The organism is Pseudidiomarina aestuarii (assembly GCF_048263735.1).
Classification (GTDB): domain Bacteria; phylum Pseudomonadota; class Gammaproteobacteria; order Enterobacterales; family Alteromonadaceae; genus Pseudidiomarina; species Pseudidiomarina aestuarii_B.
Genome location: NZ_JBLXDX010000001.1, coordinates 230,785 through 255,116 on the forward strand (window position 1 = coordinate 230,785; position 24,332 = coordinate 255,116).

The window sequence follows — 24,332 nt, forward strand, 5'->3', positions numbered from 1 at the left end:
AAATACACAATGTATCCGCTGCTTTTTTTAGTCTTTTCTATTCACTGTTCACTATTAATTATTTACATAGATCGTTACATCACCCACGCCAACATCGATATTGATGCGTGCTTCGCCTGAACCAGTGGCTTTTGTTGAAGACGTCACTAAAAAGCGATCGGTGGACGTGTTGACGTCTCCACGCACAGAACTATCCCCCACGCCGACATCCACTTTAACAGTCGCAACCGCACCGTCGATGTCCAGATCCACATCACCCACCCCCAGATCGAGATTGAAATCTGCAGCAGCGAAGGTACCTATCACCTCACCGACGCCAAGATCCGCGTCAATTTCGGCAATGGCTGGCATGGTAATGACCCAATCCAATTGAATATCATCTTGCTCCGGCACTTCTAAGCGCAACCGGTCACCTGACTGTGTTGCAACCAGTTCAGCTTTCGACAAATCGCCATTGTTCCAACGATCATCTTCATCAACTGTTGCGATAATTTCGACTTCAATGGTATTTTTGTCATGGTACTTAAATTCAATCGTACCTACTCCAGATTCAACTTTAAGTTCAGTGGCGGCCGTTACGTCGTAACTACCTGACAGCTGCTTCTCACGTTCACTGGCAATGGCGTTCGGTAAACTCGCCAACGTGATGCTCGAAATCAAAGTAAATGCAAATCCCCACACGATTTGTTGCTTGTTCATGGTGTTCTCCAGTCTTCCATGGTTATGATTTCCCTTTACTAAGCAATTACGATGCCAACTTTAAATAAATAATAAAAACCAATTACTTATAAAATATTTAGACTGTTTAAAGCGACATTCTCAGAATGGCATCATGAAGAGTATTAGCGATTTTCACCAATTTGTGGTGAAATTTCACGATTCGAAGTCAGTTGAGAAATTGCGTGGCCCAACTACAATCTCACACCGTCGAACCCATCGGTTATGTTGAATCTCCCTATGCGCAGAAGTTTGCCGTGCCGCGGCAGCCTGGGTTGGTGACTGCCGCTGTTGCCTCGATTCGTTTGCAGGGAGCCTATGCGCATCCCGACTGTGTTCGCGAGTTATCCACCTTTTCACATGTTTGGGTGCTATTTCTATTTTCCGAAACGCTTGCCAATGGCTGGAAGCCTTTAGTCAGGCCACCGCGCTTGGGCGGTAATGTCCGCGCTGGCGTATTTGCATCACGAGCCACCTATCGTCCGAACGGTATTGGCATGTCTGTTGTGCCGCTACAAGGGATTCGTCACACGCCATCAGCAACCTATATTGACGTTCTCGGTGCAGACTGGGTGAACGGAACCCCAGTGATTGATATCAAGCCCTACCTTCCCTATGCAGAAGCCATACCACATGCTCAAGCAGGCTATGCTGACAGCCGCCCCACGACTGCGCTCACCACGGTTTTTACTGCTGAAGTACAACAGCAATTATCTCGGTTTGAAGCGGACTATCCGCAGTTCGCGCTGCTCATTAAACAAGTACTTGCACAAGATCCACGCCCTGCCTACAAAAAGCAGGACGATCCGAATAAGGTCTACGGTATGACGTTGTATGACGTAAACATCCAGTGGCGAGTGGAAAATGAACAAAATATTGTCATGAGTATCAGTAAAGACTTTTGACACCTCCGCGAGACTGGTAGAATTCAGACCACTTATTTGGAATCGCTCGAAAGGATTGAAAAAGCTCATGCGCAGCAGTCAGTATTTATTGGGTACATTAAAAGAGACGCCTGCCGATGCCGAAGTAATCAGTCATCAACTGATGCTTCGCGCCGGCATGATCCGCAAAGTCGCCGCAGGTTTGTACACCTGGACGCCGAGTGGACTTCGTTCACTGCGGAAAGTCGAACGAGTGGTGCGCGAAGAAATGGAAAAAGCCGGAGCTCTCGAAGTACTGATGCCAATGGTGCAGCCCGCTGACTTATGGGAAGAATCTGGTCGTTGGGAGGACTATGGTCCAGAATTACTACGCCTAAAAGACCGCAACGCACGTGACTTTGTGCTCGGCCCGACCCATGAAGAGGTCATCTCAGAGTTGGTGCGTAAAGAGATCAATAGCTACAAACAATTACCGCTCAATCTATTCCAAATACAAACCAAGTTTCGAGATGAAATCCGCCCGCGTTTTGGCGTGATGCGCTCTCGTGAATTTATTATGAAGGACGCGTATTCGTTCCATCTTGATCAAGCTAGCTTGCAAGAGACTTACGAGCGTATGCATGCTGCGTATTGTCAAATCTTCACGCGTCTCGGCCTCGACTTCCGTCCGGTCATTGCAGATACCGGCTCTATTGGTGGTAGCTCCTCGCATGAATTTCATGTGCTAGCCGCTTCAGGCGAAGACGATATCGCGTTTTCAAACGAATCTGACTACGCAGCCAACGTCGAATTAGCAGAAGCCATGGCTCCGCAGCAGGAGCGCCCCGCTCCGGGGGCTGCACTAGAAAAAGTAGCGACACCTAATTGCAAAACCATCACCGCATTGGTCGAACAGTTCAACGTTCCCGTTGAACAATCCGTGAAAACCCTGATTGTCAAAGGTGCCGAAAAAGGACTCGTGGCACTAATGATTCGAGGTGACCACCAGTTAAATGAAATCAAAGCAAGCAAATTACCTGCGGTGAAAAGTCCGCTTGAGTTCGCCAGTGACGACGATATTCGCCAAGCTATCGGCGCTGGACCCGGTTCGCTCGGTCCGATCAACCTGCCAATGCCGTTGGTAATCGACCGCTCCGTCGCGATACTCGCTGATTTTAGTGCGGGTGCGAATGAAGATGGCTTCCATCACTTTAATATCAACTGGGAACGCGATTGTGCATTACCCGAAGTCGCCGATTTGCGGAATGTCGTTGAGGGCGATCCAAGCCCCGATGGCCGTGGTACTTTGTCGATTAAACGCGGCATTGAGGTCGGGCATATTTTCCAACTGGGTAAAAAGTACTCGGATGCGATGAAAGTCGGCGTCCTTACCGAGTCAGGTAAACATGAAACGTTGATGATGGGTTGTTACGGTATTGGTGTGACCCGAATTGTGGCCGCAGCTATCGAGCAAAATCATGATCAGTACGGTATTACCTGGGGTGATGGTTTAGCACCGTTCAGTGTCGCGATCGTCCCTATGAACATGCACAAGTCGGTGCGAGTTCAAGAAACCGCTGAGAAGCTCTATGAGGACCTCGTGAACGCTGGTATCGACGTCTTATTTGACGATCGCAAAGAGCGTCCGGGTGTGATGTTCGCAGATATGGAGCTGATCGGTATTCCGCATCAAATCGTGATTGGTGAGCGCAATCTTGATGAAGCGCAAGTGGAATATAAGAACCGCCGCTCTGGCAATAAAGAATTAATGGCCATTGATGCGGTTGTTGCACATCTCAAAACGCTGTTAGCGCAAGCATAACAGAGTATTCGGTTTACGAAAAAGAGCTGCGGTTGCAGCTCTTTTTTTACTTCCCCAAGTCGCTAAATCTGAGAACTATTCGGCGCCAGCTAGAGGGTCAACGTAATGCAGGTGCATGTCCCATGGAAAGTGAATCCAGGTTTCTTGTTCTAAATCGGCAACATAATCGTCTACCAATTCCATCCCTGCGGGTTTGGCATAAACGGTCACAAACTTCGCGCGCGGCAGCCGTTGACGAAGAAACTTCAGGGTATTCCCGGTATCCACCAAATCGTCAACAACCAGAAATCCCTCGCCGTCTGTGGTAGCCGAGACATCTTTAATTAAACTGACATCATCCCGTTGTGCTTGATGATCGTAAGAACTTACGCACACGCTGTCGACTATGCGTACATTCAATTCACGAGCAAGGATAGCTGCGGGCACTAAACCACCACGACTGACTGCAATAATACCGCGCCATTGTTCGGCTGGCAGTTGCCGTCTAGCTAATTCTTTGGTCGCTCGGTGCAACTCTTCCCAAGACACAAAAAATTCTCGATTGGCATGCCAACTCATATCGACTCCTTGAAACTTTTCATCAGTTAATCTCGTAGTTTACACCAAATAGGGCAAGAAAATCGCCCGTCATTTATGCTATTCTGCCCACCGCAAAATAGTTTCAATGGGAGTAGTGGTATGCCAAAAGTGATTTACATCGACGCACAGGACAATCAGTTTGAAGCCGATGTCAAAGTAGGTCAAAACCTCATGGATGGCGCTGTGGATCATATGATCGATGGCATTCTCGGTGAATGTGGTGGCGTAATGTCCTGCGCAACGTGCCATTGTTATGTTGACCCAGCTTGGGCCGATAAAATACCGGAACCAAGTGAGCTCGAAGAAGACATGCTCGGCATGGTCATTGAACCGCAAGATAACAGCCGACTCAGCTGCCAGATCGAGATGACCGAAGCACTTGATGGAATTGTCGTTCGGCTGCCGCGCTCACAATACTAAAGCGACGCTAGTTCGCCTTCTTAAATAGAATGGACGGCGACAAACACTTCATCCCGATACCCGGTAATGACGCGTTGTAATCCAGCGAGTTCATCATCGAGTTCGGGATCGCCACTGTCCACCAGTAAAGGTCTACCATCTAGAGCGTGCAATTTACGTTTGGTTGCGACCACCCAAATATGGTCTCGACCAATGGCTCGAATCACTGCAGGACTCAGCTGCTGATTACCACGCCCCAATAAGTGCCCCTGACCACCAATCATCGTGATCACTAAATCAGCACCTCCATAAGCATCAATCAACTCAAAGAGCTGGTTCGCGGTCACATCAGCAGCAATGACATCACCGCGATAGATTACATCGACGCCGAGCAATGTATTGGGTAGACCTAATTCTTGCATGATGAAGTCGACGGTAGAGCCGGAGCCCATAATGGTCAACCGATCGGGGTCGATGCGTTCAATGACTTCCGCAGCAATATCTGCCAAGACCAGCTCATCGCTTTCCTTACCACCCATTTTGACGGCTTGAACATAGCGGAGCTCAGCAGGCACGAGCAGCTCGCCGAATCGGCGCGCACGTACGGTACCTCGTTGGAAGGCTTCCTCGTCGATATCCATGACATCCGCATGAATCACACTGGCCAACTTGCCAGTCAAGAGATCGAGAATGACATTTCCGGCTGCGCGCGGGCTGATTGCGTAAACTCCAGAATGAATCTTAACGCCAGCAGGTATGCCCAGTACCGGCCGGTCATCTGGATAACTAGCCGCGACATCGCGCGCAGTGCCATCACCACCGACAAACACCAACAAATCAATATCTGAGCGTTCTGCGAGGAGCTGTACCAGTGCCCGAGTATCTGCTGCTGTTGAGTGTTCCGACGCGGCTTGATAGACAACCTCCACGTCAGCGCTGATACTTTTCGCGACGTTTTCTCCTAACTCACCGGCGGCAGTCACAAATTGAAGCATCCGCCCGTGTTCACCGAGTTGTCGAAACGCCTGCAATGCACGCTGTTGCGCTTGTGGCGTAGCCCCGAGCGCTAACGCGCGCTCCTTAGTCCCCTCCGCATCGCTCCCTTTAAACCCGACACTACCGCCCAATCCGGCAACGGGATTGATGATCAAACCGATGGTAAATGCTTTAGACATAATCAAGCTCTCGTATCGATTCTGCGATGCAGGTTGGCGGCCAAGGCTGCCGGTAATAATGACAGAGCGCCTTGGCGAAACACTCAGCACGCTCAGGTAACCCATGCTCAAAAAAGCCAAGTAACTGTAGCCACACTGCTTGTGTAAACGCTTGCCGATCCACCTCAATACCACTCAAATTATCGACGCTGACTTGAAACGGGACTCCAGCACACAACGAAAATAGCCATTCCAACGCCTGCGGCTTGCGCTCGACACGCTCAAACTCAGCCTGCTGTTGCGCGTCCCTCCCATCGGGTTCATACCAATAACCATAATCGAATTGCGTGCGACGTTGGCTACCCGCAATACACCAATGCGCTATTTCATGAAGTGCGGATGCAAAAAAACCATGCGCAAACACCACTTCCGCCAACTGCTCTGTCGTAGCCGGTTGATAATAAGGTTCATCCTCACCCGCAACCAATCGCGTGCGATACGAACGCTCGAAACATTCAGCAAATAATTCAATCAGTTGAGAGTAATGATGTTGCACAGCTTAACGTTCAATATCCGGAAATGAATGAGATACATCGGCATTTTGCGCGCGATGACGGAGCCAGTGATCCATCAAAACCAGAGCAACCATCGCCTCGGCAACGGGAACGCCGCGAATACCAACGCAAGGATCATGGCGGCCGCGGGTAACGATTTCTTGGGTCGCACCCTTCGTGTCTATGGTAGTACCGGGAATCGTAATGCTCGAAGTCGGTTTGAACGCTAATTCCATACGTAACGATTGCCCCGTGCTAATGCCACCCAAAGTGCCACCCGCATGATTACTGGTGAATCCGGTTGGCGTAAGAGGATCACGGTGTTCAGTGCCACGCTGCGCAGCAACTGCAAAACCGTCGCCCACAGCTACAGCCTTAACGGCATTGATACTCATGAGTGCTTTCGCTAAGTCCGCATCGAGTCTATCAAAGACTGGTTCACCCAATCCGACCGGCACACCCGTTGCCTCAACCAATACACGAGCTCCCACCGAGTCCCCTTCTTTTTTTAACGCCCGCATAAATTCATCACATGCGGTCGCCATGGTCGCATCAGGACAGAAAAATGGGTTTTCAGAGGTTTGCGACCAATCGAACGTCGAGGCATCAGGATCAGTTTGATGGGGACCTATCTGGACGACGCCCGCACGAATCTTCACACCGTGCTGGCCGAGCCATTGCATGGCAATAGCGCCAGCGGCAACTCGCATTGCTGTTTCACGAGCAGATGAGCGACCACCTCCCCGATAATCTCGATGACCATACTTATGGGCATAGGTGTAGTCCGCATGACCAGGACGAAAAAGATCTTTGATCGCACCATAATCTTGGCTGCGTTGATCACTGTTATGAATCAGCAGACCAATAGGTGCGCCCGTAGTCTTGCCCTCAAACACGCCGGATAAAACTTGCACGGAATCAGCTTCTCGCCGCGCGGTCGTAAAGCGACTTTGGCCAGGTTTGCGGCGATCGAGTTGCCGTTGAATTTCCTCAACCGAGAGCTCGAGACCCGGTGGACACCCATCCACAATGGCGCCAATGGCGGCACCGTGGCTTTCACCAAACGTGGTGACGCGAAATAATTCACCAAAACTATTACCGGCCATGTGTCATCCTATCCTTAAAATTCGTACTGGTGTTCGAGCAGTGTTGCGCGGGACAGCACGAATACACCGTCACCACCGAAAGCAAACTCAACCCATTCGAATGGCACCTGAGGAAATGCCTCTTGCAGCGCTAGCATCGAATTGCCAACTTCGCACACCAATACGCCATGTTCCGTCAGATGATCAGGAGCTTCACGCAAAATAGTCCGAACCAGGTCTAAACCATCTTCACCGGCAGCAAGTCCCAACTCGGGTTCATGATGAAACTCAGCCGGTAAATCGGCCATGTCGTCTGCATCCACGTAAGGCGGATTCGTCACAATTAAATCATAACGTTCGCCGCGCACGGTTTCATAAAGGTCAGAAAGTAACGGTATTACGCGGCCTTCCAACTGATGAAGTTCGATATTTTGTTCTGCGACCGCTAATGCCTCAGGTGAGATATCGAGTGCATCCACTTCGGCTTCCGGAAATGCATAGGCACACGCAATCGCAATGCATCCGCTTCCGGTACACAGATCCAGAATGCGCTCAACCGGCGGTGCCAGCCAAGGCTCGAATGCTTTTTCAATGAGTTCAGCAATGGGCGACCGTGGCACCAGTACCCGTTCATCGACAACAAAAGGTAACCCTGCAAACCATGCTTTGCCGATCAAATAAGCGGCAGGCTTACGGCTTTGAATGCGTTCTTCAATCAGTTCAACAAAACGAGCTTGCTCAGCCGGTGTTAAAGCAGCGTCACGAAAATGCTCCAGTTGTTCAAAGTCGAGTTCCAACGTGTGGCTCAGCAATAATTTCGCTTCGCTGTATGCGTTATCCGTACCGTGACCAAAAAATACGTCAGCGCCTTGCAGCGTGGTAACGCCCCAGCGCAAATGATCAAGAATAGATCTCAGATTGGTTACTGCTTCCGTGGCGTTAGTTAATCCCACTTTAATCTCCGTTTACGCACTGAAATTGGAGGTATCAGCACAATCGTTCATTGCGGTTCTCTATCGCTATAAGATACCCTAAACTGACGATTCACGCATTACTTGAAACTAGATTCCCAGCAGAAAATCCAACGAGAACTAAGCGTATGAGCAATGACAATGATGATGATGACAAAGCGCTCTTTCGCGATGCCGTTCAGGTCGATAAGCGCATTCGTCACGACACCGTTGAAGCCGCTCCGCGCAAGAAAACCCAATTGCAACGCCGAACGGAACGTCACGAACGGCAGCAGCAAACTGCTGAATTTGAGTTCTCCACCAGCTATCAGGCACATTTCCCAGCTGGTCCGCTGCGGTATGTAGCGGACGGTCAATCACCCTACTTAGCGAAACAGCTCCGCCGCGGCGATTTTAGTCCAGAGCTGATGCTTGATTTGCATGGCTTAACGCAAGCACAAGCGCGCTCAGAGTTGGTTGCCATGATTCGTGCAGCACAACGGCAACATATTGATTGTTGCGCAGTCATGCATGGCCACGGTCAAGGGATTTTACGTGAGAACTTGCCCCATTGGTTGGTGCAACATCCAGCCGTTCGAGCCTTTCATCAAGCACCTGCTGAATGGGGCGGTGACGCCGCTATTTTGGTATTAATTCAACATGAGCTAAATACACATGACGCGGATTCACTCAGGTCAGAATAGTCTCGGGGACGATGAGTCGTTGAAAAGTGCCGCGTAGCATCGCCAAATCAAGTTCAAACTCAGCAATACTTGCAGTTGGAAAGACAATGGGCTGTCGGGTTGCGTCTAACGTTTGCACCAAATAACTCACAAACGGCATGTGTGAAACCAAAGCAACGTGCTGTGCCCGGGCATGATTCACCGCCAATTCTGCAAACAGCCAATCGGCAAACTGCTGCGGATCGCCATCGGGTGTTGCATCGGCTGATTCAGATTGCTGTATAGCGGCGCAGTGTTGCTGCACAATCGCTGCAGTTTGACGAGCACGAATGTAGGGGCTAGAGATGAGCCAATCTAATTGCTCGACGCCCTGCTGCTGCAGATGCCTATGCAACCATTTGCCATTGATCGTCACTTCAGCCTCGCCTAGCTTACTCAGTGGGCGAATCGCGTCGGCATTTAATGCTTGCGAAGGTACCGCATCGCCATGTCGAATCAGATAGAATTTCATCGGCGCCGACCACCGGTCACAGGATCAGCTCGTCCATCGTCAACGGCTTGTTCCGCACGCTTTCGCCGAACGGCTTTCGGATCGGCAATCAGTGGCCGATAAATTTCAATCCGGTCACCCTCCCGGGGACACTGATCAAGCTTCACGGTCTTACTCCAAATACCAACCTTCTGCTCATTCAAATCAATCTCTGGGAACGCGGTGCAGATTCCCGACTGCGCAATACAATCCGCCACCGAGGTCTCGGCAGCAACTCGCAACGGAATAATTTGCTGGCGTTCTGGAGTTGCGTATGCCACTTCAATATGAATGTGGTCACTACTCATGAGGATGGGCTTCCGTATACCTGCCGAGCGCGTTGCACGAAGGCATCGACCATACGGCTTTGTAACTCGTTAAAAATACGACCAAAAGCCATACCCAGCAAACGATTGGCAAATTCGAAATCTAGTTTTAAAACAATTTTACAAGCATCGTCGTTGAGACGCTGGAAATACCAGCCACCTCGCAAATAGTGGAACGGACCGTCCACTAATTCCATCGCAATTTCATGTGGATGATCACCGCGATTACGAGTACTAAAACTCTTACTGATGCCGGCTTTGCTGATTTCTAAGCGAGCAACCTTGGATTGTTCAGTTTGCTCAACCACTTCGGCTTTCACGCATCCCGGGACAAACTCTGGGTATGCAAGAATATCATCGACTAGCGCATACATCTGGGCATCGCTATACGGCACTAACGCGCTACGCTCAATTGTCGGCATGAAAATCTAAGTTCCTTGTCTATGGCAAGAATGCTCGGCAAATAAGGTCAAAGATAAGCTGCTGCTTTTTCGACCACTTCAAATTGTTGCGGATCATAACCTACTTCGCAGTTCGGATCATCTGCATGGAAACGATTTTAATTTAGCGCGCCTTGCGTATAATACGCGCCATGAACAAACCTAAAGCATCTGCCAATACAGGAACCATCGCGCTTAATAAAAAGGCGCGCCATGAGTATTTCCTCGAAGACAAATTTGAAGCCGGTATTGAACTGCAAGGCTGGGAAGTGAAAAGCATCCGCGCCGGCAAAGTCAATATCGCGGATACCTATGTCGTTATCCGAAATAACGAAGCCTACCTGCTCGGCTCGCAAATCCAACCACTGTTATCAGCATCGTCGCACGTAGTTTGTGATTCCGAACGCTCGCGCAAACTGCTGCTAAAACGCCGCGAATTAGATAAATTGATTGGTGCCAGTGAGCGTGAAGGCTACTCCATTGTGGCTACAGCGATGTATTGGAAACGCCACTTGGTGAAGCTCGAAATCCATTTGGCGAAAGGTAAAAAGGCGCACGACAAACGCGATACCGTCAAAGAACGTGATTGGCAACGCCAGAAAGAACGAATTATGAAGCACAAGGTTGGCTAAACAACAGGTTGGCTAGACAAGTTAATCACCCGAAGCGATTGACTCTGCCCCCCAACCTAAGTATCTTCTGTACAAGTAAACAAAGTGAACAGTGAATAGATAACAGTAAATTCCTAAAGAATGAATGTTTTCTGTTGTCTATTCACTGTTCACTATTTTCTCAGGAAAGGATTTTATGTTGACAGTCATGAACGCAAGCAACTGGTGGTGGCACTTCCCGACATAGCGGGTGGTGAGTTTGTGCGTTGACTACAACAAAGTAGACGTCAGAATTCCAGAAAACCCGCTCCTTGAGCGGGTTTTTTTATGGTCGCGATTAATTATTGAGTGAGACGCTGTGCATGAGCATGATATTTGAACAACAGTTGGGACACGTCACAACACTGCAGATTCATCTGCCTTATCAAGCAGATACTTTAGCGCTGTTTCAGCGAGTCTGTGGACATTATCCACACACCATGCTGTTGGATTCTGCGGAAGTGAATTCGAAACGCAGTCTGAAAAGCTTGGTCATGGTCACTGCTGCGCTGCAGATTACCTGCCAGCATCAAACCATTCGTGTCAAAGCACTCACGAATAATGGTCAACAGCTCTTACCCTGGTTAGCGGCTGAGCTGCAGAATGACGCCTTCGCAATCGAGCAAACAGCGACCGAATTGACCGTAACTGTGACAGCACCAGCTACGACACTCGACGAAGATTCACGTCTGCGCGCTCTCGCTAACGATGAACCCTTGCGCATCTTGCAGCAACGTCTACAGCAGACACAGCCGCATCCGTTAGGCATTTTTCTGGGGGGCGTGTTCGCGTACGACTATGTCGCGTCATTTGAGCAACTGCCCGATGTGCCAAACGGCGACAACGATTGCCCTGACTATCAATTTTACCTCGCCGAGACCTTGGTGGTTGTTGATCATCAAGCGAAAACGACCGAGTTACTGGCCAATCTAATCAGTGGTCCAGAGTGCGAATCATATTACGCAACGCTGACAGATCAAGTCGGCAAAATAGCTGCAGCATGCCAATTGCCGCCTGTGCAGAATTCTAAAAAAGCAGGCACCGAAACCACTGTCGCTCTCACAGCTACCCCATCAGCAGATGTATTCGCGCAACAAGTGACTCAATTGAAAGAACACATTTTAGCTGGCGATATCTTTCAAGTGGTGCCATCACGGCGGTTTCAATTAGATTGTTCTGATGCGCTGGCGGCGTATGCAGAATTGAAACGCAGTAACCCATCACCTTACATGTTCTTTCTGCGCACGGAACATTTCGAGCTGTTTGGTGCATCACCAGAATCCGCGCTCAAATATACAGCTGCCAGTAACCAAGTCGAACTCTACCCAATTGCCGGAACGCGGCCGCGCGGTAAGCATGCTGACGGCTCTATTCATGCCGACCTCGACAGTCGCCTTGAGCTAGATCTTCGACTGGATCAAAAAGAACTCGCCGAGCATATGATGTTGGTTGACTTAGCCCGCAACGATCTGGCTCGCATTGCCGAGCCGGGAACTCGCTATGTCGCTGACTTGTTGCAAGTCGATCGTTATTCACACGTGATGCACTTGGTTTCGCGTGTGGTCGCACAACTCGCGCCGGATTTAGATGCATTACACGCCTATCGTGCTTGTATGAATATGGGCACTTTAGTCGGTGCCCCCAAACTCAGCGCTGCTCGACTCATTCGCGAAGTCGAACAACAACGCCGCGGCAGTTACGGTGGTGCGGTCGGCTACCTTGCCGGCAATGGTGATATGGATACCTGTATTGTCATCCGTTCGGCTTTTGTGCAGCACGGACGCGCAACCGTACAAGCAGGTGCCGGTGTGGTGTACGACTCGGTCGCGAGCGCGGAAGTTGCAGAGACCGAAGCCAAAGCGCAGGCGGTCATTCGCGCCATCCAGACCGCTATGGCACGGGGAGATCAATCATGAATAAGACACTCAATCAGCAGCCGAGTCGGATTGTCTTCATCGATAACTTTGACTCGTTCACGTACAACTTAGTCGACGAAATGCGGTTACTTGGCTATCCATTGGTGGTCTATCGAAATAATGTTCCCGCCGCGACCATTTTAGCGGCGATGGAAGCCTACACAGGACCCCAACTGCTGTGTCTGTCACCTGGTCCTGGACATCCCCGAGACGCAGGTAATTTACTCGAAATGATTGAAGGCGCAGCACAGCGGGGCTATCCCGTGTTGGGAATTTGCTTGGGCTTTCAGGCGTTATGGGAAGCGAGTGGTGGCGTGGTTGACCGCTGTCACGAAACCCTGCACGGCAAACGTTCGCCGCTGACTTGTCAGGACCACCCTATTTTTGCGGGATTACCGCAACCTATTGCAATCGCTAGATATCATTCGCTGGCAGGTTTTCAGCAACCTGACAGTGTCGATGTTCTGGCTACAGTGAACGATATCCCGATGGCTGCGTACTTCCATGATTACTACGCGTTGGGATTACAGTTTCACCCTGAATCTATTCTGAGTAGTTACGGTAGCCAACTGCTCAGCCAATGTGTTCAGCACTTATTTCAATTACATTCAACAGCGCAACTGACGGAGTGATTCGAGCGTGGAAATGATTAAACGTTTACTCGACGGTGAAGTCTTATCAACGGCAGAGACGCAGCGCCTATTTCAGCACTTGGTGAAAGGTGAGCTAACCGAAATTCAAATCACTGGCATTCTGACGGCAATGAAGCTGCGGGGCGAACAACCGACTGAAATGGCAGGCGCAGCACAAGCTTTGCGGGTGGCTGCAAAGCCTTTTGTACGACCCGATCGACTGATAGTGGACAGCTGTGGTACTGGTGGTGATGGCAGTAATACCATCAATATCTCCACGACCGCAGCATTAGCAGCTGCCAGTATGGGATTGACCGTCGCTAAACACGGTAACCGTAGTGTGTCATCACGCTCTGGTTCCGCGGACGTGCTGGAAAGTCTGGGGTTATCCGTTACACAGGACCCTGCCGTTGCTGCCGAGCAGTTGGACCGTTTCAATTTTTGCTTTTTGTTCGCGCCGCATTATCACCCCGGCATTCGTTATGCAATGCCCGTTCGACAAACCTTAAAGACACGAACCCTGTTCAACTTACTCGGACCGCTGGTGAATCCAGCTCGTCCCGACGTTCAGCAGTTGGGAGTCTATGATCCGAACTGGTGCCGCCCGTTGGCCGAAACCTTGCGGTTACTCGGTTGCCAACGCGCTATGGTGGTTCACGGTTCCGGACTCGATGAGATGGCTCTCCACGACGCGACCTTCGTGGTTGAGCTCAAAGACGGTGAACTGCACGAATATGAGCTGAATCCGGAAGATTTTGGGGTACAACGAGCCGCCATTGCCGAACTTCGCGGTGGGGACGCTGATTTTAATGCGAAAGCTTTACAACATGTGCTCGCAGGCACCGCTTCAGAGCCGCAGTTAAACGCTGTCGCAATGAGCGTTGCTGGCTTATTATATCTCGCCGACCGCTATGACAACTTCAGTGCGGCCACTGCAGCGGTTCGTGAGCATTTGGCCAGCGGTGCGGCATTGCAACACCTACAGCAATTACAGGAGTTTAATCGTGGCTGACACTATTCTGACGCGCATTGTCGCTGACCGTGTAAAGCGCCTCGAGAGCTTATACCCAAGCTACGATATGGCTGCTCTGGAGAGCAGCTTAACGCCAAGTCAACGTTCGCTAGCAGCGGCTTTGGCAACGCCGGCAAGCAGTTTCATTCTGGAATGCAAAAAGGCATCACCCTCGAAAGGCTTGATTCGTCCTGATTTTCATCCCGTGCACATGGCACAAACCTATGCGCGTTATGCAGCCGCGATTTCTGTGTTAACAGAGCCGGATTACTTCCAAGGTGATTTTGCCTATTTAGCAGCGGTCAGTGCAGCCGTATCGATTCCCGTTCTCTGTAAAGATTTCATCGTCGATCCGCGCCAAATAGTACTGGCGCGTCATTTTGGTGCCGATGCAGTGTTATTGATGCTATCGATTTTATCGGACGAACAGTATCGTGAACTCGCCGAGCGTGCAGCAGCCCTTGAGCTGGATGTTTTAACGGAAGTCAGTACGAATGAAGAAATGCATCGAGCCAATGCGCTCGGTGCCAAAATTATCGGGATCAATAATCGGAACTTGCACGATCTAAGCATCGATCCCCAACGTAGTATTGAGTTAAGTCAGCTTGCCCATGACCAAGCACTCGTGGTTGCGGAGTCAGGCTATCATACTGCACCGCAAATACAGGCAACGGCACCTTATGTCGATGGCTTTTTAGTGGGTAGTGCACTATCCGCTCAACCGAATCTCGATCAAGCCTGCCGCGAATTGATTTATGGGCAACATAAAGTGTGTGGTCTAACGCAACCACAAGATGCCATGGTGGTTCGAGCCGCTGGTGCAGCATTTGGTGGCCTAATTTTTGCCCCGAAGTCGCCCCGCGCGGTGACCTTAGAGCAAGCTCAGGCTATTGTTGCGACCGAACCCACCCTTGATTTTGTCGGTGTCTTTGTCAATCGACCGGTCGCTGAGGTGGTAAACTACGCGCAGCAACTGAACTTGCGCGCGGTGCAACTGCACGGTGACGAAGACTCCGATTACATTACGGATTTACGGCAAGTACTGCCGTCGACAACACAAATTTGGCGTGCGTTGGGAATTCGTAACGCACCCGTTCAATTACCCACCCACGCAGCGGTTGATGCATGGCTTCTTGATAGCCCAGGTGGTGGAACTGGAGAACCCTTTGCTTGGCAACATCTAACGGCGTTAACAGACGAACAACGTCCACACTGCATACTTGCAGGGGGACTTACCCAAGCGAACGCCAGTGAGGCACTGGCAACAGGTATTCAGCGACTCGATTTCAATTCAGGAGTGGAGCGTGACCGCGGGCACAAAGACGCAGGTAAAATTATTGCCTTGTTTGCCCACTTACGACAGTACGGACGCTCGATGACAAGAGGTATATCAGCATGACGACACAAACATCAGCAGCAGGTTTACGTCAAACTTATTCTGCTTATTTCGGTGATTTTGGTGGCCAATTTGTGCCCGAGATTCTTCTTCCTGCGCTAGACCAATTGGAGCAGGCTTTTGTTGACGCACAGGCCGATCCAGAATTTCAGCGCGAATTTGCAGATTTATTGAAGAATTATTTGGGGCGCCCAACCCCAGTTTCCCTCTGTCGCAATCTACCACTGGATTCACCAAACGGAACAAAAATCTATTTAAAGCGTGAAGACTTGCTCCACGGTGGCGCACACAAAACCAACCAGGTTCTAGGTCAGGCGTTGCTGGCAAAACGTATGGGCAAACGTCGTATTATCGCCGAAACCGGTGCGGGTCAGCACGGTACGGCAACCGCACTAGCATGCGCGCTGCTGGATCTCGATTGCACCATTTATATGGGTAAGAAAGATGTCGAACGGCAGCAGCCCAATGTTTTTCGTATGCAATTAATGGGCGCTAAAGTGGTACCCGTTGATACTGGCAGTGGCACGTTGAAAGATGCGGTTAACGAAGCAATGCGTGACTGGACTGCGAGCTATGCCACTACCCACTACCTTTTGGGTACCGCGGCTGGACCACATCCGTTCCCCACTATCGTGCGTGAATTTCACCGCATGATTGGCGCCGAAGCGAAAGCACAAATTATTGAACAGGCGGGACGCCTGCCTGACGAAGTGATTGCTTGTGTCGGCGGCGGTTCAAATGCTATTGGGATGTTTGCCGAGTTTATTGACGAAGCTGGTGTCGAACTGGTCGGTGTTGAACCTGCCGGGAAGGGTATTCAAACCCACGAACATGGCGCTACCATTGCAGCTGGGAAGCCGGGTATCTTGCATGGCTGTAAATCCTTCCTGATGCAAACCGAAGAAGGCCAGATTGAAGAAAGCTACTCGGTATCCGCGGGTTTAGACTACCCAGGCGTTGGACCACAGCATGCTCACCTTCACAGTATTGGACGCGCGCGGTATGAATCGGTGACTGACGATGAAGCCTTGGCAGCATTTCGTATACTTGCCGAAAAAGAAGGGATCATACCCGCATTGGAGTCGGCACACGCCTTAGCCTATGCGTTGCGCCGAGCAGCAGAGCCGGATGCCCCAGAGATTTTGCTGCTAAACTTATCGGGTCGTGGTGACAAAGATATCGACCATGTACGTAAAATTTTTCAAGCGCAGGGAGGCTTAGTATGAGTCGTTATGAAGCGATGTTTGGGCAACTCGAGCAACAGCGACAAGGCGCTTTTGTTCCCTTTGTCACCATCGGTGACCCAAATCCAGAGCAAAGTATCGAAGTCATTCGTGCACTCGTTCGTGGCGGTGCTGACGCGATTGAACTTGGCTTACCTTTTTCTGATCCAGTTGCCGATGGCCCAACCATCCAAAAAGCGAGCTTGCGTGCGCTCGCTGCAGGAACTCGAATCAGTGATTGCTTTCAGATCTTAAAACAGGTTCGAGCGGAGTTTCCTGATTTACCCATTGGCCTTCTCGTCTATGCCAATTTGATTGCCAGTGGCGGGCTTGATCAGTTTTATGCACGCTGCGCAGAAGCTGGTGTCGACTCCGTATTGGTTGCCGACGTGCCCGTCCGCGAAGGGTTGCAGTTCGCTACCATCGCCAAACAGCATGGCATAGCGCCAATTTTTATTGCACCACCCGATGCATCATCAGAGCGCTTGGGGCAAGTTGCTCAAGCCAGCGAAGGTTATGTCTACTTACTCAGTCGCGCCGGAGTAACAGGCGCTGAAACGACAATGCAAAAACCGACAGCGGCGGTCATTGACGCTTTGTTAGCGGTCAATAGTGCACCGCCGTTGCTCGGCTTCGGAATTGCCGAGCCAGCGCACGTTCAAGCGGCCATCGAAGCCGGCGCAGCAGGCGCCATCAGTGGTTCCGCTGTGGTGAAAATTATTGAGCACAACTTGGATCAACCCGCAGCTATGCTGACACAACTGACGCATTTTGTGCGCACTATGAAGGCGGCAACAGGCAAGCTCTGAGTGCTTCCGTCACTTGCGGATACTTAAACGAGTAACCCGCAGAACGAATACGATCGGGCAGTACAAACTGCCCTTTCGTCAACATCTCTGCCATTTCTCCAAATATCAGCTTCAACATCACCGGTGGCACTCGCATAAAATGGGATTTCCGCAAGACTTTGGCGATTGCGGCACTGAAATCACGCTGTGCGACGGGCTCTGGGGCCGTCCCATTGTAAATACCCCGACAAGCCTCCTGCTCAAGTAAAAACTCAAGAATGCCAACGATGTCATCAAGATGAATCCAAGAAAATCCAAAATCCCCCTTCCCAATAGGTCCACCAAGACCTAACAAGTAAGGCGGCAACATTTTCTCCAAAGCGCCGCCCTTCTCGGCCAGCACAACACCTGTGCGCACCACGCAAACTCGCGTCTTCTCACTATCGGCGGCTAACGCTAAACGTTCCCACTCGGCACACAAATGATGAGCAAAATCATTGGCTTGAATCGAACTAGCTTCGGTAACCGGTTCAGCACCTTGCGGACCATAGATACCGATAGCCGAGCCGCTGATAAAGACTTCGGGGGGTTGCGCACACGCTTGAATCCGTTCAGTCAGTTGGCGGGTGATCAGCCAGCGGCTTTGTTCCAGCCGCAGCTTTTGCCGTGTACTCCAACGTTTGTCAGCAATCCCCTCACCTTGCAGGTTAATGACTGCATAGTAGGCGCTCAGATCAGCGATATCATCGAGGCTTTTTAGTACTTGGACCTTTTTGCCTAACTGCTGTTGTGCACGCTGTGGCGTACGTGACAAAACCGTCACTTGGTAGCGGTCTTGTAACCGCGCCACCAGAGCTGAGCCAATCAAGCCAGTCCCACCGGTGATGAGTACTTTCATGTCCGTTTTCCCTCTTTGTTATCGCTTTGTTTACCCCTGTATACAGCTAGTATAGACCAAGCTTTTCTGGCACACTGCGTCTGTATATACCGTGGAGTCAAACATGTTAGTTGTTCTTGAGTACCTGCCATTAGCGCTATTTTTTATCTTCTATTTAGTGGGCGATATTTTCATCGCAACAGGCGTATTGATGGTTGGCACCGTAATCCAGCTCATCGGTTTGAAGTTTATGCGTGAGCCTATCACACCGAGACATTGGATTATTTGTTGTCTGGTACTGATTTTTGGCACCGTCACTCTCTTCTTACGCGATGATTGGTTTATCAAGATCAAGGTTACTGTCATTTACCTCGCTATCGCCGCCTTTCTTCTCGGTGCAATGTGGTGGCAGAAAAGAAGTCCGTTAGAAAGTATTCTCGGTCAAGAGATCAAACTTCCGCACTTCGCGTGGGTACGGTTGACCTATGCTTGGGTGATTTTTTGCATCTCGTTGGCTGTGGTCAATCTCTATATCGCTGAAACCATGAGTTTAGATGCCTGGGTCAATTTTAAAGTGTTTGGTACCTTGGCAGCGACGATTGTCTTTACGGTACTGTGCGGGGCTTATATCTTCAAACATCATACCGATACCGATAAAGATACTCCGGAAATAGATAACTAAGTTTGCCGTCCGATGACTTCACCGCCGCTCAAATTTAATTTAGAAACACAGAAGAATCGTGTTATCGCGGTGCAACATTGGCCACAGCAGGCACCTGAGCAAGTGATCATCATGGCTCCAGCCATGGGTGTACCTCAATCCTACTATCAGAACTTTTGTCAGTGGCTGGCACAGACCGGCCGTGCAGTCATTAGCTTTGATTATTTCGGTATCGGTGCGTCATTACAGGGACCGTTGAAACATCAGCAGACCACCATTCGTGATTGGGCAGAATTGGATGCTGCGGCGGTTATCACCCATGCGCAACAGCTCTACCCTACGGCCTCTGTCATTTGGTTCGCTCACAGCGTCAGCGGACAGTTGTTCGGTATGATTCCAAATTACTCCGAAATCGATCGGATGATCACGGTCGCCACAGGGAGTGGCTACTGGCGTGAAAACACACCGCAACTCAAACCCAAAGCCTGGCTGCTCTGGCACATCATAGCGCCGTTGACGCTGCCGATGTTTGGCTACTTCCCCGGAGATAAATTAGGCATCGTTGGCAACCTTCCTGGCCCAGCCATGCGCCAATGGCGGCGCTGGTGTCTGCACCCAGAGTATTTGATTGGTGTGGAGGGCGAAGCTAATCGGCAACGCTACGCCAACATTTCTACACCCATCACATCCATCAGCTTCAGTGATGACGAATTACTGTCACAGCGAAACATCCACGCCATGCATGACGCATACGTGAATGCTCCTCAACAACGTTTGTGTATTGAACCAGAATCCGTCGGTTTGGAACGGATTGGCCATTTTGGATTCTTTCGACAACGGTTGGCGGGATCTAGTTGGGACGAACTGATACTTCCTCATTTAAGCACCAGTTCGCCCGAACTCAGTTAAGTCGTCTAATTTAGGCTAGCTTACGAATCAATTGCGCAGTATTTCTGCGCACCAAACGACGACAAGCCAAACTACCCATAGTACCCACCACAGCGGCACCAGCCAGCGGTCCGATCACCCAGAAGCGCCAGTGGAAATTCGCATCCATGTCAAACACTTGGGTTTGCAAAATCAGCAATGCCAATTCCATTGCCAGCGTCGCAATTAAGCCACTGATCGCCCCAAGTATAATGAACTCATAGGATACACTTCGGCTTAGCAATTTCGACGGCGCACCTAGCGTTCTGAGTATCACCAGTTCCTTTTGTCGTTCTTCCATGGACGCTTGGACCTGCGCGAGTAACACGAGCACCCCCGCAATCAACACGAGCACCAACACAAAGCCAATCGCCAAACTAACTTGGCTGATCACTTCGCGTAGTTGTTCGGTAATCGCATCCAAATCAATCAAAGAAACCTGCGGGAATGGACGGAACAAGTCGAACAACTCGTTCTTCCGGTCGTTATCCAAGCGAAAGCTCGAAATAAAGGTTGCCGGAAAATCCTCTAACGTTTCCGTATTGAAGATCATGTAGAAATTCGGCTGCAAGGTTCCCCAGTTGACGCTACGAATACTCGTTACCGGCACGGTAAAGACATTACCACCGATGTTGAACTCTAACTCGTCCCCAACCTGCAAACGCATGCGCTCTGCAACTTCGGATTCGACCGACACTTGTGGTTCTGCGTTGTCGCCCCACCACGAACCGGACACCACAGTGTTGTTTTCCGGTAACGTATCACGCCAGGTCAGCGACAATTCACGACCAAAGCCCTCACGCAGTTCACTGGCCTCTTCACCGGCTTCGGCTTGTGCTTCTTTCGTCACCTCGTCAACTACAGGAACGCCGTTCACTGCAGTCATTCGACCCGGCACGATTGGATAAAGATCAGTGGACTCAATAGCACGTTCATCAAAGCGTGTTGCCAACTCATCAACATCTTCTTTTGCAACATTGATCACGAAGTAATTCGGCGCATCGTCAGGTAATTGCTCCTGCCAATCGGCCAACAATTCATTTCGCAGCGCAAGCACCAACAGCAACAACATAATCGCGGTCGAAAAGCTCAACATCTGCACGGAGTTGGCCTGCGCACGACGCTGCAAACCTGCCATAGCGAGACGCCACGCGCTGCCTGCTTGCATACCCGCTTGCCGGCTGACACGAATAAACAGACGCCCCACCACCAACAGCAACACAGCAGCAAGCGCACCACCGACAAACAATGCCGTCGACAGCATCCACTGCTGACTGTAAATCAGTAGCAAGGCATACACCGTGCCGCCCGAAGCTATCCAATGCAGCCATTGCAACGAATCGCTCCCGGTCATATCACGATTCAATACGCGCAACGGTGGAATCTGAATCAGTCGCAACAATGGATACAACGTGAACATCAAGGCACTGACGAAGCCCGTTGCACTGGCTAGAACGTAGGGCTGCCAACCTGCAGCAGGCAAGGTTTGCCCGAGGTATTCGGCGACAAACCCAATGACCGTCGCCTGAATAATCCAGCCTAAGGCGAGACCCACCCCAATGCTGAACATCGATAGCAGGAACAAATGCAAAATAAAGATCTTTTGAATCTGCCGTTTATCGCCTCCTAAGGTTTTGAAGATGGCGACAACATCATAATTACGCTGACAATAGCGTTGTGCGGCCACAGCAACAGCCGTTGCGGCAAGGACTACCCCCAACAGACTCGCTAGCATCATAAAGCGTTCTGCTCGACGCAGACTGCGCGCCAATGCCGAATCACCGTCTTCAACGCTACGCCAGTCATGAGTCGCTTCATTCAACTGCGGTAACAGCCACTCACCATAGTCATTCAACGCATCCGCTTCGCCCGCAAACAATACGTTGAAACGTACGCGTGATCCTTGCTGGATCAAGCCGGTCGCTTCTAATTCGCTATCATTGATAAGGACGTTCGGACTGTCTGTGAAAACAGAGAATCCGACATCGGGTTCATAGGTTAAAACCCGAGTGACGGTAAACGAACTCTCCCCAATATCAATGACATCACCGAGCTCTAACGCGAGCTCTTGAAACAGCGCTGACGCTACCCACGCCTCACCGGCTGCAGGCAGCCCTTGCGCAGGTTCATCGTCGCCAAAAGGTTGCTCACCAGTGCGCAATTCACCGCGCAATGGGTAGCCATCGCTCACTGCCTTCACATCAATCAGCGCCAATGCATCGTCATGAAACGCCATGGAATTGAATACCACACGGTTAGCGGTTTGCAGGCCCCGTGATTCGGCTTCTTCAATCCAGGTCGGATCGATCGTGCGGCGTGAACTCAGCACTCGGTCTGCAGCTAAAAATTCTGCGCTCCGCGCCGTCAGGCCGGCTTGCAGCCTTTCTGTGAACAGGCTTAATGACAGCACTGCCGTCACTGACAATACAATGGCTGCGGCCATAATCGTCAGCTCGCCGCGTTTCAGCTCCTGTCGCAGGAGTCGCCAAGAAATCTTATGCCACATGCTGCTGGTCCTCAGTCAATTGCCCTGCATCCATCCGCAGAATGCGTTGACAGCGTGCAGCAAGGGTATTGTCATGCGTAACCATCACCAGCGTGGTACCAGACTCACGATTCATTTCAAAGAGGAGGTCTTCCACTTTATGACCGGTATTGGAATCCAAGTTACCGGTTGGCTCGTCCGCAAATAGTATTTTGGGGGTACCAACAAACGCTCGCGCAATTGCAACCCGTTGCTGCTCGCCGCCTGACAATTGATTGGGATAATGCTTCAAACGCTCCGCCAAGCCGACTTTGCCCAGCAGCTCGCGCGCTTGTTGCTCGGCATTTCGATTGCCCGCCAATTCAGCAGGTAGCATCACATTCTCCAACGCCGTCAAACTTGGAATCAATAAAAACGATTGGAAGATAAAACCAATCTTGTCTGCGCGCACTTTCGCACGCTGTTCCTCATCCAATTCGCTCAACTTTACGTTATCTATAAGAACGTCTCCGGAACTTGCGAGGTCTAAGCCTGCCAAAAGAGATAAGAGTGTGGACTTACCGGAACCAGAAGCACCGACAATCGCAACGGTCTCACCGGCAGCAATCTGCAAGTCAATCGGTTGCAAAATGTGTAGAATACCGTCGGTGGTCTGAACGTCTTTTCGTAACTGAGTGGTTTGAATAAGCATCTATGAAAAACTTCCTAATTAAATTTGTGTTTGTAATCTGCGTCTTGGGTCTTATACGTCCAGTTTTCGCAAATGTCTCACTTGTGGTTCTCGGTGATAGTTTAAGTGCAGGTTACGGCATGTCACCCAAAGAGTCATGGGTTGGTATTCTGCAACAACGCTGGCAGACCGAGTATCCTGATATCACCCTGATTAACGCCAGCATTAGTGGCGATACCACACAAGGCGCTCTAAACCGCTTGCCTGGCGTGGTGGAGAAGCATCAGCCAACTGCCGTATTTGTTGAACTTGGCGGTAATGATGGCTTACGCGGGTTCACTCCGACAACCATTCAAGACAATCTGTTACAAATTATCGACCAGTTGCAACGTCAAAATGTTCGCGTTGCTCTCAGTCAAGTTCGCATACCGCCGAACTATGGACAACGCTACAGCCAAATGTTTGCAAATATTTTTCCGACCGTCGCTAAAGAAGCAGAGATTCCATTAGTGCCATTTTTTATGGAGCAAATTATTGTCGATGAGAATTTAATGCAGAATGACGGGATACATCCGAACCGCGAAGCACAACCACTGATCGCAGATATCATGGAGCCAAAGCTCCTAGAACTCGCCGGAGTAAAGTGATCGGTAAACGGTGAACAGTGAAAAGAAAACACTGAACAAATCGGATGTTTTGGGTTTGTCTTGGCTTTTGATTTTCTATTAACTGTTTACAATTCACAGTTCACTAGATGTTGGTGGATGGTACTGGGCTCGAACCAGTGACCCCCGCCTTGTAAGGGCGGTGCTCTCCCAGCTGAGCTAACCATCCATTGGGAAGAGAATGCATGCGGCAAGTGGTGGATGGTACTGGGTTCGAACCAGTGACCCCCGCCTTGTAAGGGCGGTGCTCTCCCAGCTGAGCTAACCATCCGATTTTTGCTGCGCTGCGGGGCGGTATTATAGGGAGATGACAAAGCCTGTCAACAGAA

Annotated in this window: 26 protein-coding genes and 2 tRNA genes; 14 read left to right on the top strand and 14 right to left on the bottom strand. The window is 50.5% G+C overall.

The window, feature by feature from the left end; translation table 11 throughout:
- Nucleotides 1-54: 54 nt before the first annotated feature.
- Nucleotides 55-699 carry a hypothetical protein gene (locus tag ACN0S4_RS01085; protein ID WP_417655906.1) on the bottom strand — a complete coding sequence of 215 codons (645 nt, stop codon included), beginning with the start codon at nt 697-699 and terminating at the stop codon, nt 55-57.
- 203 nt (nt 700-902) lie between these two features.
- Here ACN0S4_RS01085 and tsaA point away from each other — a divergent pair, with 203 nt between their 5' ends.
- Nucleotides 903-1,622, top strand: a complete 720-nt coding sequence (tsaA, locus tag ACN0S4_RS01090) for a tRNA (N6-threonylcarbamoyladenosine(37)-N6)-methyltransferase TrmO (RefSeq protein ID WP_417655907.1) — start codon at nt 903-905, stop codon at nt 1,620-1,622.
- 67 nt (nt 1,623-1,689) lie between these two features.
- Entirely contained in the window at nt 1,690-3,402 is a 1,713-nt protein-coding gene (locus ACN0S4_RS01095) for a proline--tRNA ligase (RefSeq protein ID WP_417655908.1), read from the top strand.
- A 75-nt stretch (nt 3,403-3,477) separates the two neighbouring features.
- On the opposite strand, the gene gpt is transcribed toward ACN0S4_RS01095, so the two are convergent.
- Nucleotides 3,478-3,960 carry a xanthine phosphoribosyltransferase gene (gpt, locus tag ACN0S4_RS01100; protein ID WP_417655909.1) on the bottom strand — a complete coding sequence of 161 codons (483 nt, stop codon included), beginning with the start codon at nt 3,958-3,960 and terminating at the stop codon, nt 3,478-3,480.
- Between the two features lie 120 nt (nt 3,961-4,080).
- Here gpt and ACN0S4_RS01105 point away from each other — a divergent pair, with 120 nt between their 5' ends.
- A complete protein-coding gene (locus tag ACN0S4_RS01105) occupies nt 4,081-4,401 on the top strand; it encodes a 2Fe-2S iron-sulfur cluster-binding protein (protein WP_417655910.1) in 321 nt (106 codons plus the stop codon).
- 20 nt (nt 4,402-4,421) lie between these two features.
- Here ACN0S4_RS01105 and ACN0S4_RS01110 read toward each other — a convergent pair whose 3' ends face one another.
- Genes ACN0S4_RS01110 through prmB form a run of 4 tightly spaced genes read right to left on the bottom strand, consistent with a single transcriptional unit; the run spans nt 4,422 to nt 8,126 of the window.
- Complete coding sequence (locus tag ACN0S4_RS01110) at nt 4,422-5,555, bottom strand: ATP-NAD kinase family protein (protein ID WP_417655911.1); 1,134 nt, start codon at nt 5,553-5,555, stop codon at nt 4,422-4,424.
- The gene (locus ACN0S4_RS01115; RefSeq protein ID WP_417655912.1) at nt 5,548-6,090 is read right to left on the bottom strand and encodes an elongation factor P hydroxylase; all 543 of its coding nucleotides are present in this window, start codon (nt 6,088-6,090) and stop codon (nt 5,548-5,550) included. The genes ACN0S4_RS01110 and ACN0S4_RS01115 overlap by 8 nt, the downstream gene beginning before the upstream one ends.
- 3 nt (nt 6,091-6,093) lie before the next feature.
- On the bottom strand, nt 6,094-7,194 hold the full coding sequence (gene aroC, locus ACN0S4_RS01120; RefSeq protein WP_417655913.1) for a chorismate synthase: 1,101 nt from the start codon (nt 7,192-7,194) through the stop codon (nt 6,094-6,096).
- Between the two features lie 14 nt (nt 7,195-7,208).
- Nucleotides 7,209-8,126 (bottom strand): 50S ribosomal protein L3 N(5)-glutamine methyltransferase, encoded by a 918-nt coding sequence (gene prmB / locus ACN0S4_RS01125; RefSeq protein ID WP_417655914.1) that lies wholly within the window; start codon nt 8,124-8,126, stop codon nt 7,209-7,211.
- A 146-nt stretch (nt 8,127-8,272) separates the two neighbouring features.
- On the opposite strand from prmB, the gene smrB reads away from it, so the two are divergent.
- On the top strand, nt 8,273-8,827 hold the full coding sequence (smrB, locus tag ACN0S4_RS01130) for an endonuclease SmrB (protein ID WP_417655915.1): 555 nt from the start codon (nt 8,273-8,275) through the stop codon (nt 8,825-8,827).
- Here the strand turns inward: smrB and sixA are convergent.
- From sixA to ACN0S4_RS01145, 3 genes are read right to left on the bottom strand one after another with little or no spacing between them, the layout of a single operon-like run.
- A complete protein-coding gene (sixA, locus tag ACN0S4_RS01135) occupies nt 8,814-9,317 on the bottom strand; it encodes a phosphohistidine phosphatase SixA (protein ID WP_417655916.1) in 504 nt (167 codons plus the stop codon). The genes smrB and sixA overlap by 14 nt on opposite strands.
- On the bottom strand, nt 9,314-9,643 hold the full coding sequence (locus tag ACN0S4_RS01140; RefSeq protein ID WP_417655917.1) for an RnfH family protein: 330 nt from the start codon (nt 9,641-9,643) through the stop codon (nt 9,314-9,316). The genes sixA and ACN0S4_RS01140 overlap by 4 nt, the downstream gene beginning before the upstream one ends.
- The gene (locus ACN0S4_RS01145) at nt 9,640-10,083 is read right to left on the bottom strand and encodes a type II toxin-antitoxin system RatA family toxin (protein ID WP_417655918.1); all 444 of its coding nucleotides are present in this window, start codon (nt 10,081-10,083) and stop codon (nt 9,640-9,642) included. Before ACN0S4_RS01145 ends, ACN0S4_RS01140 begins: the two co-directional genes overlap by 4 nt.
- Before the next feature lie 170 nt (nt 10,084-10,253).
- Between ACN0S4_RS01145 and smpB the strand changes: the two genes are divergently transcribed.
- The 7 genes from smpB to trpA all read left to right on the top strand — a co-directional run bounded on the left by smpB (nt 10,254) and on the right by trpA (nt 17,739).
- Nucleotides 10,254-10,733 (top strand): SsrA-binding protein SmpB, encoded by a 480-nt coding sequence (gene smpB / locus ACN0S4_RS01150; protein ID WP_169929998.1) that lies wholly within the window; start codon nt 10,254-10,256, stop codon nt 10,731-10,733.
- A gap of 341 nt (nt 10,734-11,074) precedes the next feature.
- On the top strand, nt 11,075-12,667 hold the full coding sequence (locus ACN0S4_RS01155) for an anthranilate synthase component 1 (RefSeq protein ID WP_417655919.1): 1,593 nt from the start codon (nt 11,075-11,077) through the stop codon (nt 12,665-12,667).
- Nucleotides 12,664-13,299 carry an aminodeoxychorismate/anthranilate synthase component II gene (locus ACN0S4_RS01160; RefSeq protein ID WP_417655920.1) on the top strand — a complete coding sequence of 212 codons (636 nt, stop codon included), beginning with the start codon at nt 12,664-12,666 and terminating at the stop codon, nt 13,297-13,299. The genes ACN0S4_RS01155 and ACN0S4_RS01160 overlap by 4 nt, the downstream gene beginning before the upstream one ends.
- Nucleotides 13,300-13,306: 7 nt before the next feature.
- Nucleotides 13,307-14,311, top strand: a complete 1,005-nt coding sequence (gene trpD / locus ACN0S4_RS01165) for an anthranilate phosphoribosyltransferase (protein WP_417655921.1) — start codon at nt 13,307-13,309, stop codon at nt 14,309-14,311.
- On the top strand, nt 14,304-15,710 hold the full coding sequence (gene trpCF / locus ACN0S4_RS01170; RefSeq protein ID WP_417655922.1) for a bifunctional indole-3-glycerol-phosphate synthase TrpC/phosphoribosylanthranilate isomerase TrpF: 1,407 nt from the start codon (nt 14,304-14,306) through the stop codon (nt 15,708-15,710). The genes trpD and trpCF overlap by 8 nt, the downstream gene beginning before the upstream one ends.
- The gene (trpB, locus tag ACN0S4_RS01175) at nt 15,707-16,933 is read left to right on the top strand and encodes a tryptophan synthase subunit beta (protein ID WP_417655923.1); all 1,227 of its coding nucleotides are present in this window, start codon (nt 15,707-15,709) and stop codon (nt 16,931-16,933) included. Before trpCF ends, trpB begins: the two co-directional genes overlap by 4 nt.
- Complete coding sequence (gene trpA, locus ACN0S4_RS01180; protein WP_417655924.1) at nt 16,930-17,739, top strand: tryptophan synthase subunit alpha; 810 nt, start codon at nt 16,930-16,932, stop codon at nt 17,737-17,739. Before trpB ends, trpA begins: the two co-directional genes overlap by 4 nt.
- Here the strand turns inward: trpA and ACN0S4_RS01185 are convergent.
- Nucleotides 17,711-18,616: a TIGR01777 family oxidoreductase gene (locus tag ACN0S4_RS01185; RefSeq protein ID WP_417655925.1), complete on the bottom strand. Its 906-nt coding sequence runs from the start codon at nt 18,614-18,616 to the stop codon at nt 17,711-17,713. The two genes, trpA and ACN0S4_RS01185, sit on opposite strands and share 29 nt — an antisense overlap.
- 103 nt (nt 18,617-18,719) lie before the next feature.
- On the opposite strand from ACN0S4_RS01185, the gene ACN0S4_RS01190 reads away from it, so the two are divergent.
- Together ACN0S4_RS01190 and ACN0S4_RS01195 are read left to right on the top strand one after the other, a co-directional pair.
- Nucleotides 18,720-19,277, top strand: a complete 558-nt coding sequence (locus ACN0S4_RS01190; RefSeq protein ID WP_417655926.1) for an inner membrane-spanning protein YciB — start codon at nt 18,720-18,722, stop codon at nt 19,275-19,277.
- Nucleotides 19,278-19,289: 12 nt separating this feature from the next.
- Nucleotides 19,290-20,165, top strand: coding sequence for a serine aminopeptidase domain-containing protein (locus ACN0S4_RS01195; protein ID WP_417655927.1), 876 nt, complete (start codon nt 19,290-19,292; stop codon nt 20,163-20,165).
- Nucleotides 20,166-20,175: 10 nt separating this feature from the next.
- On the opposite strand, the gene ACN0S4_RS01200 is transcribed toward ACN0S4_RS01195, so the two are convergent.
- Nucleotides 20,176-22,689 (bottom strand): ABC transporter permease, encoded by a 2,514-nt coding sequence (locus tag ACN0S4_RS01200; protein ID WP_417655928.1) that lies wholly within the window; start codon nt 22,687-22,689, stop codon nt 20,176-20,178.
- On the bottom strand, nt 22,679-23,359 hold the full coding sequence (locus ACN0S4_RS01205) for an ABC transporter ATP-binding protein (protein ID WP_169930009.1): 681 nt from the start codon (nt 23,357-23,359) through the stop codon (nt 22,679-22,681). The genes ACN0S4_RS01200 and ACN0S4_RS01205 overlap by 11 nt, the downstream gene beginning before the upstream one ends.
- Nucleotides 23,360-23,361: 2 nt before the next feature.
- On the opposite strand from ACN0S4_RS01205, the gene ACN0S4_RS01210 reads away from it, so the two are divergent.
- Nucleotides 23,362-23,985, top strand: a complete 624-nt coding sequence (locus ACN0S4_RS01210; RefSeq protein ID WP_417655929.1) for an arylesterase — start codon at nt 23,362-23,364, stop codon at nt 23,983-23,985.
- A 111-nt stretch (nt 23,986-24,096) separates the two neighbouring features.
- Here the strand turns inward: ACN0S4_RS01210 and ACN0S4_RS01215 are convergent.
- Nucleotides 24,097-24,172: transfer RNA gene (locus tag ACN0S4_RS01215), tRNA-Val, on the bottom strand.
- A gap of 26 nt (nt 24,173-24,198) precedes the next feature.
- Nucleotides 24,199-24,274 (bottom strand) — tRNA-Val (locus tag ACN0S4_RS01220).
- Nucleotides 24,275-24,332 lie beyond the last annotated feature (58 nt).

Excerpts from the sequence above, each read along its gene's own strand:
- ACN0S4_RS01085 (WP_417655906.1), bottom strand. The coding sequence starts at position 699 with ATGAACAAGCAACAAATCGTGTGGGGATTTGCATTTACTTTGATTTCG.
- ACN0S4_RS01095 (WP_417655908.1), top strand. The coding sequence starts at position 1,690 with ATGCGCAGCAGTCAGTATTTATTGGGTACATTAAAAGAGACGCCTGCC.
- gpt (WP_417655909.1), bottom strand. The coding sequence starts at position 3,960 with ATGAGTTGGCATGCCAATCGAGAATTTTTTGTGTCTTGGGAAGAGTTG.
- ACN0S4_RS01105 (WP_417655910.1), top strand. The coding sequence starts at position 4,081 with ATGCCAAAAGTGATTTACATCGACGCACAGGACAATCAGTTTGAAGCC.
- ACN0S4_RS01110 (WP_417655911.1), bottom strand. The coding sequence starts at position 5,555 with ATGTCTAAAGCATTTACCATCGGTTTGATCATCAATCCCGTTGCCGGA.
- aroC (WP_417655913.1), bottom strand. The coding sequence starts at position 7,194 with ATGGCCGGTAATAGTTTTGGTGAATTATTTCGCGTCACCACGTTTGGT.
- smrB (WP_417655915.1), top strand. The coding sequence starts at position 8,273 with ATGAGCAATGACAATGATGATGATGACAAAGCGCTCTTTCGCGATGCC.
- sixA (WP_417655916.1), bottom strand. The coding sequence starts at position 9,317 with ATGAAATTCTATCTGATTCGACATGGCGATGCGGTACCTTCGCAAGCA.
- ACN0S4_RS01140 (WP_417655917.1), bottom strand. The coding sequence starts at position 9,643 with ATGAGTAGTGACCACATTCATATTGAAGTGGCATACGCAACTCCAGAA.
- ACN0S4_RS01145 (WP_417655918.1), bottom strand. The coding sequence starts at position 10,083 with ATGCCGACAATTGAGCGTAGCGCGTTAGTGCCGTATAGCGATGCCCAG.
- smpB (WP_169929998.1), top strand. The coding sequence starts at position 10,254 with ATGAACAAACCTAAAGCATCTGCCAATACAGGAACCATCGCGCTTAAT.
- ACN0S4_RS01155 (WP_417655919.1), top strand. The coding sequence starts at position 11,075 with ATGAGCATGATATTTGAACAACAGTTGGGACACGTCACAACACTGCAG.
- ACN0S4_RS01160 (WP_417655920.1), top strand. The coding sequence starts at position 12,664 with ATGAATAAGACACTCAATCAGCAGCCGAGTCGGATTGTCTTCATCGAT.
- trpB (WP_417655923.1), top strand. The coding sequence starts at position 15,707 with ATGACGACACAAACATCAGCAGCAGGTTTACGTCAAACTTATTCTGCT.
- trpA (WP_417655924.1), top strand. The coding sequence starts at position 16,930 with ATGAGTCGTTATGAAGCGATGTTTGGGCAACTCGAGCAACAGCGACAA.
- ACN0S4_RS01185 (WP_417655925.1), bottom strand. The coding sequence starts at position 18,616 with ATGAAAGTACTCATCACCGGTGGGACTGGCTTGATTGGCTCAGCTCTG.
- ACN0S4_RS01190 (WP_417655926.1), top strand. The coding sequence starts at position 18,720 with ATGTTAGTTGTTCTTGAGTACCTGCCATTAGCGCTATTTTTTATCTTC.
- ACN0S4_RS01195 (WP_417655927.1), top strand. The coding sequence starts at position 19,290 with ATGACTTCACCGCCGCTCAAATTTAATTTAGAAACACAGAAGAATCGT.
- ACN0S4_RS01200 (WP_417655928.1), bottom strand. The coding sequence starts at position 22,689 with ATGTGGCATAAGATTTCTTGGCGACTCCTGCGACAGGAGCTGAAACGC.
- ACN0S4_RS01205 (WP_169930009.1), bottom strand. The coding sequence starts at position 23,359 with ATGCTTATTCAAACCACTCAGTTACGAAAAGACGTTCAGACCACCGAC.
- ACN0S4_RS01210 (WP_417655929.1), top strand. The coding sequence starts at position 23,362 with ATGAAAAACTTCCTAATTAAATTTGTGTTTGTAATCTGCGTCTTGGGT.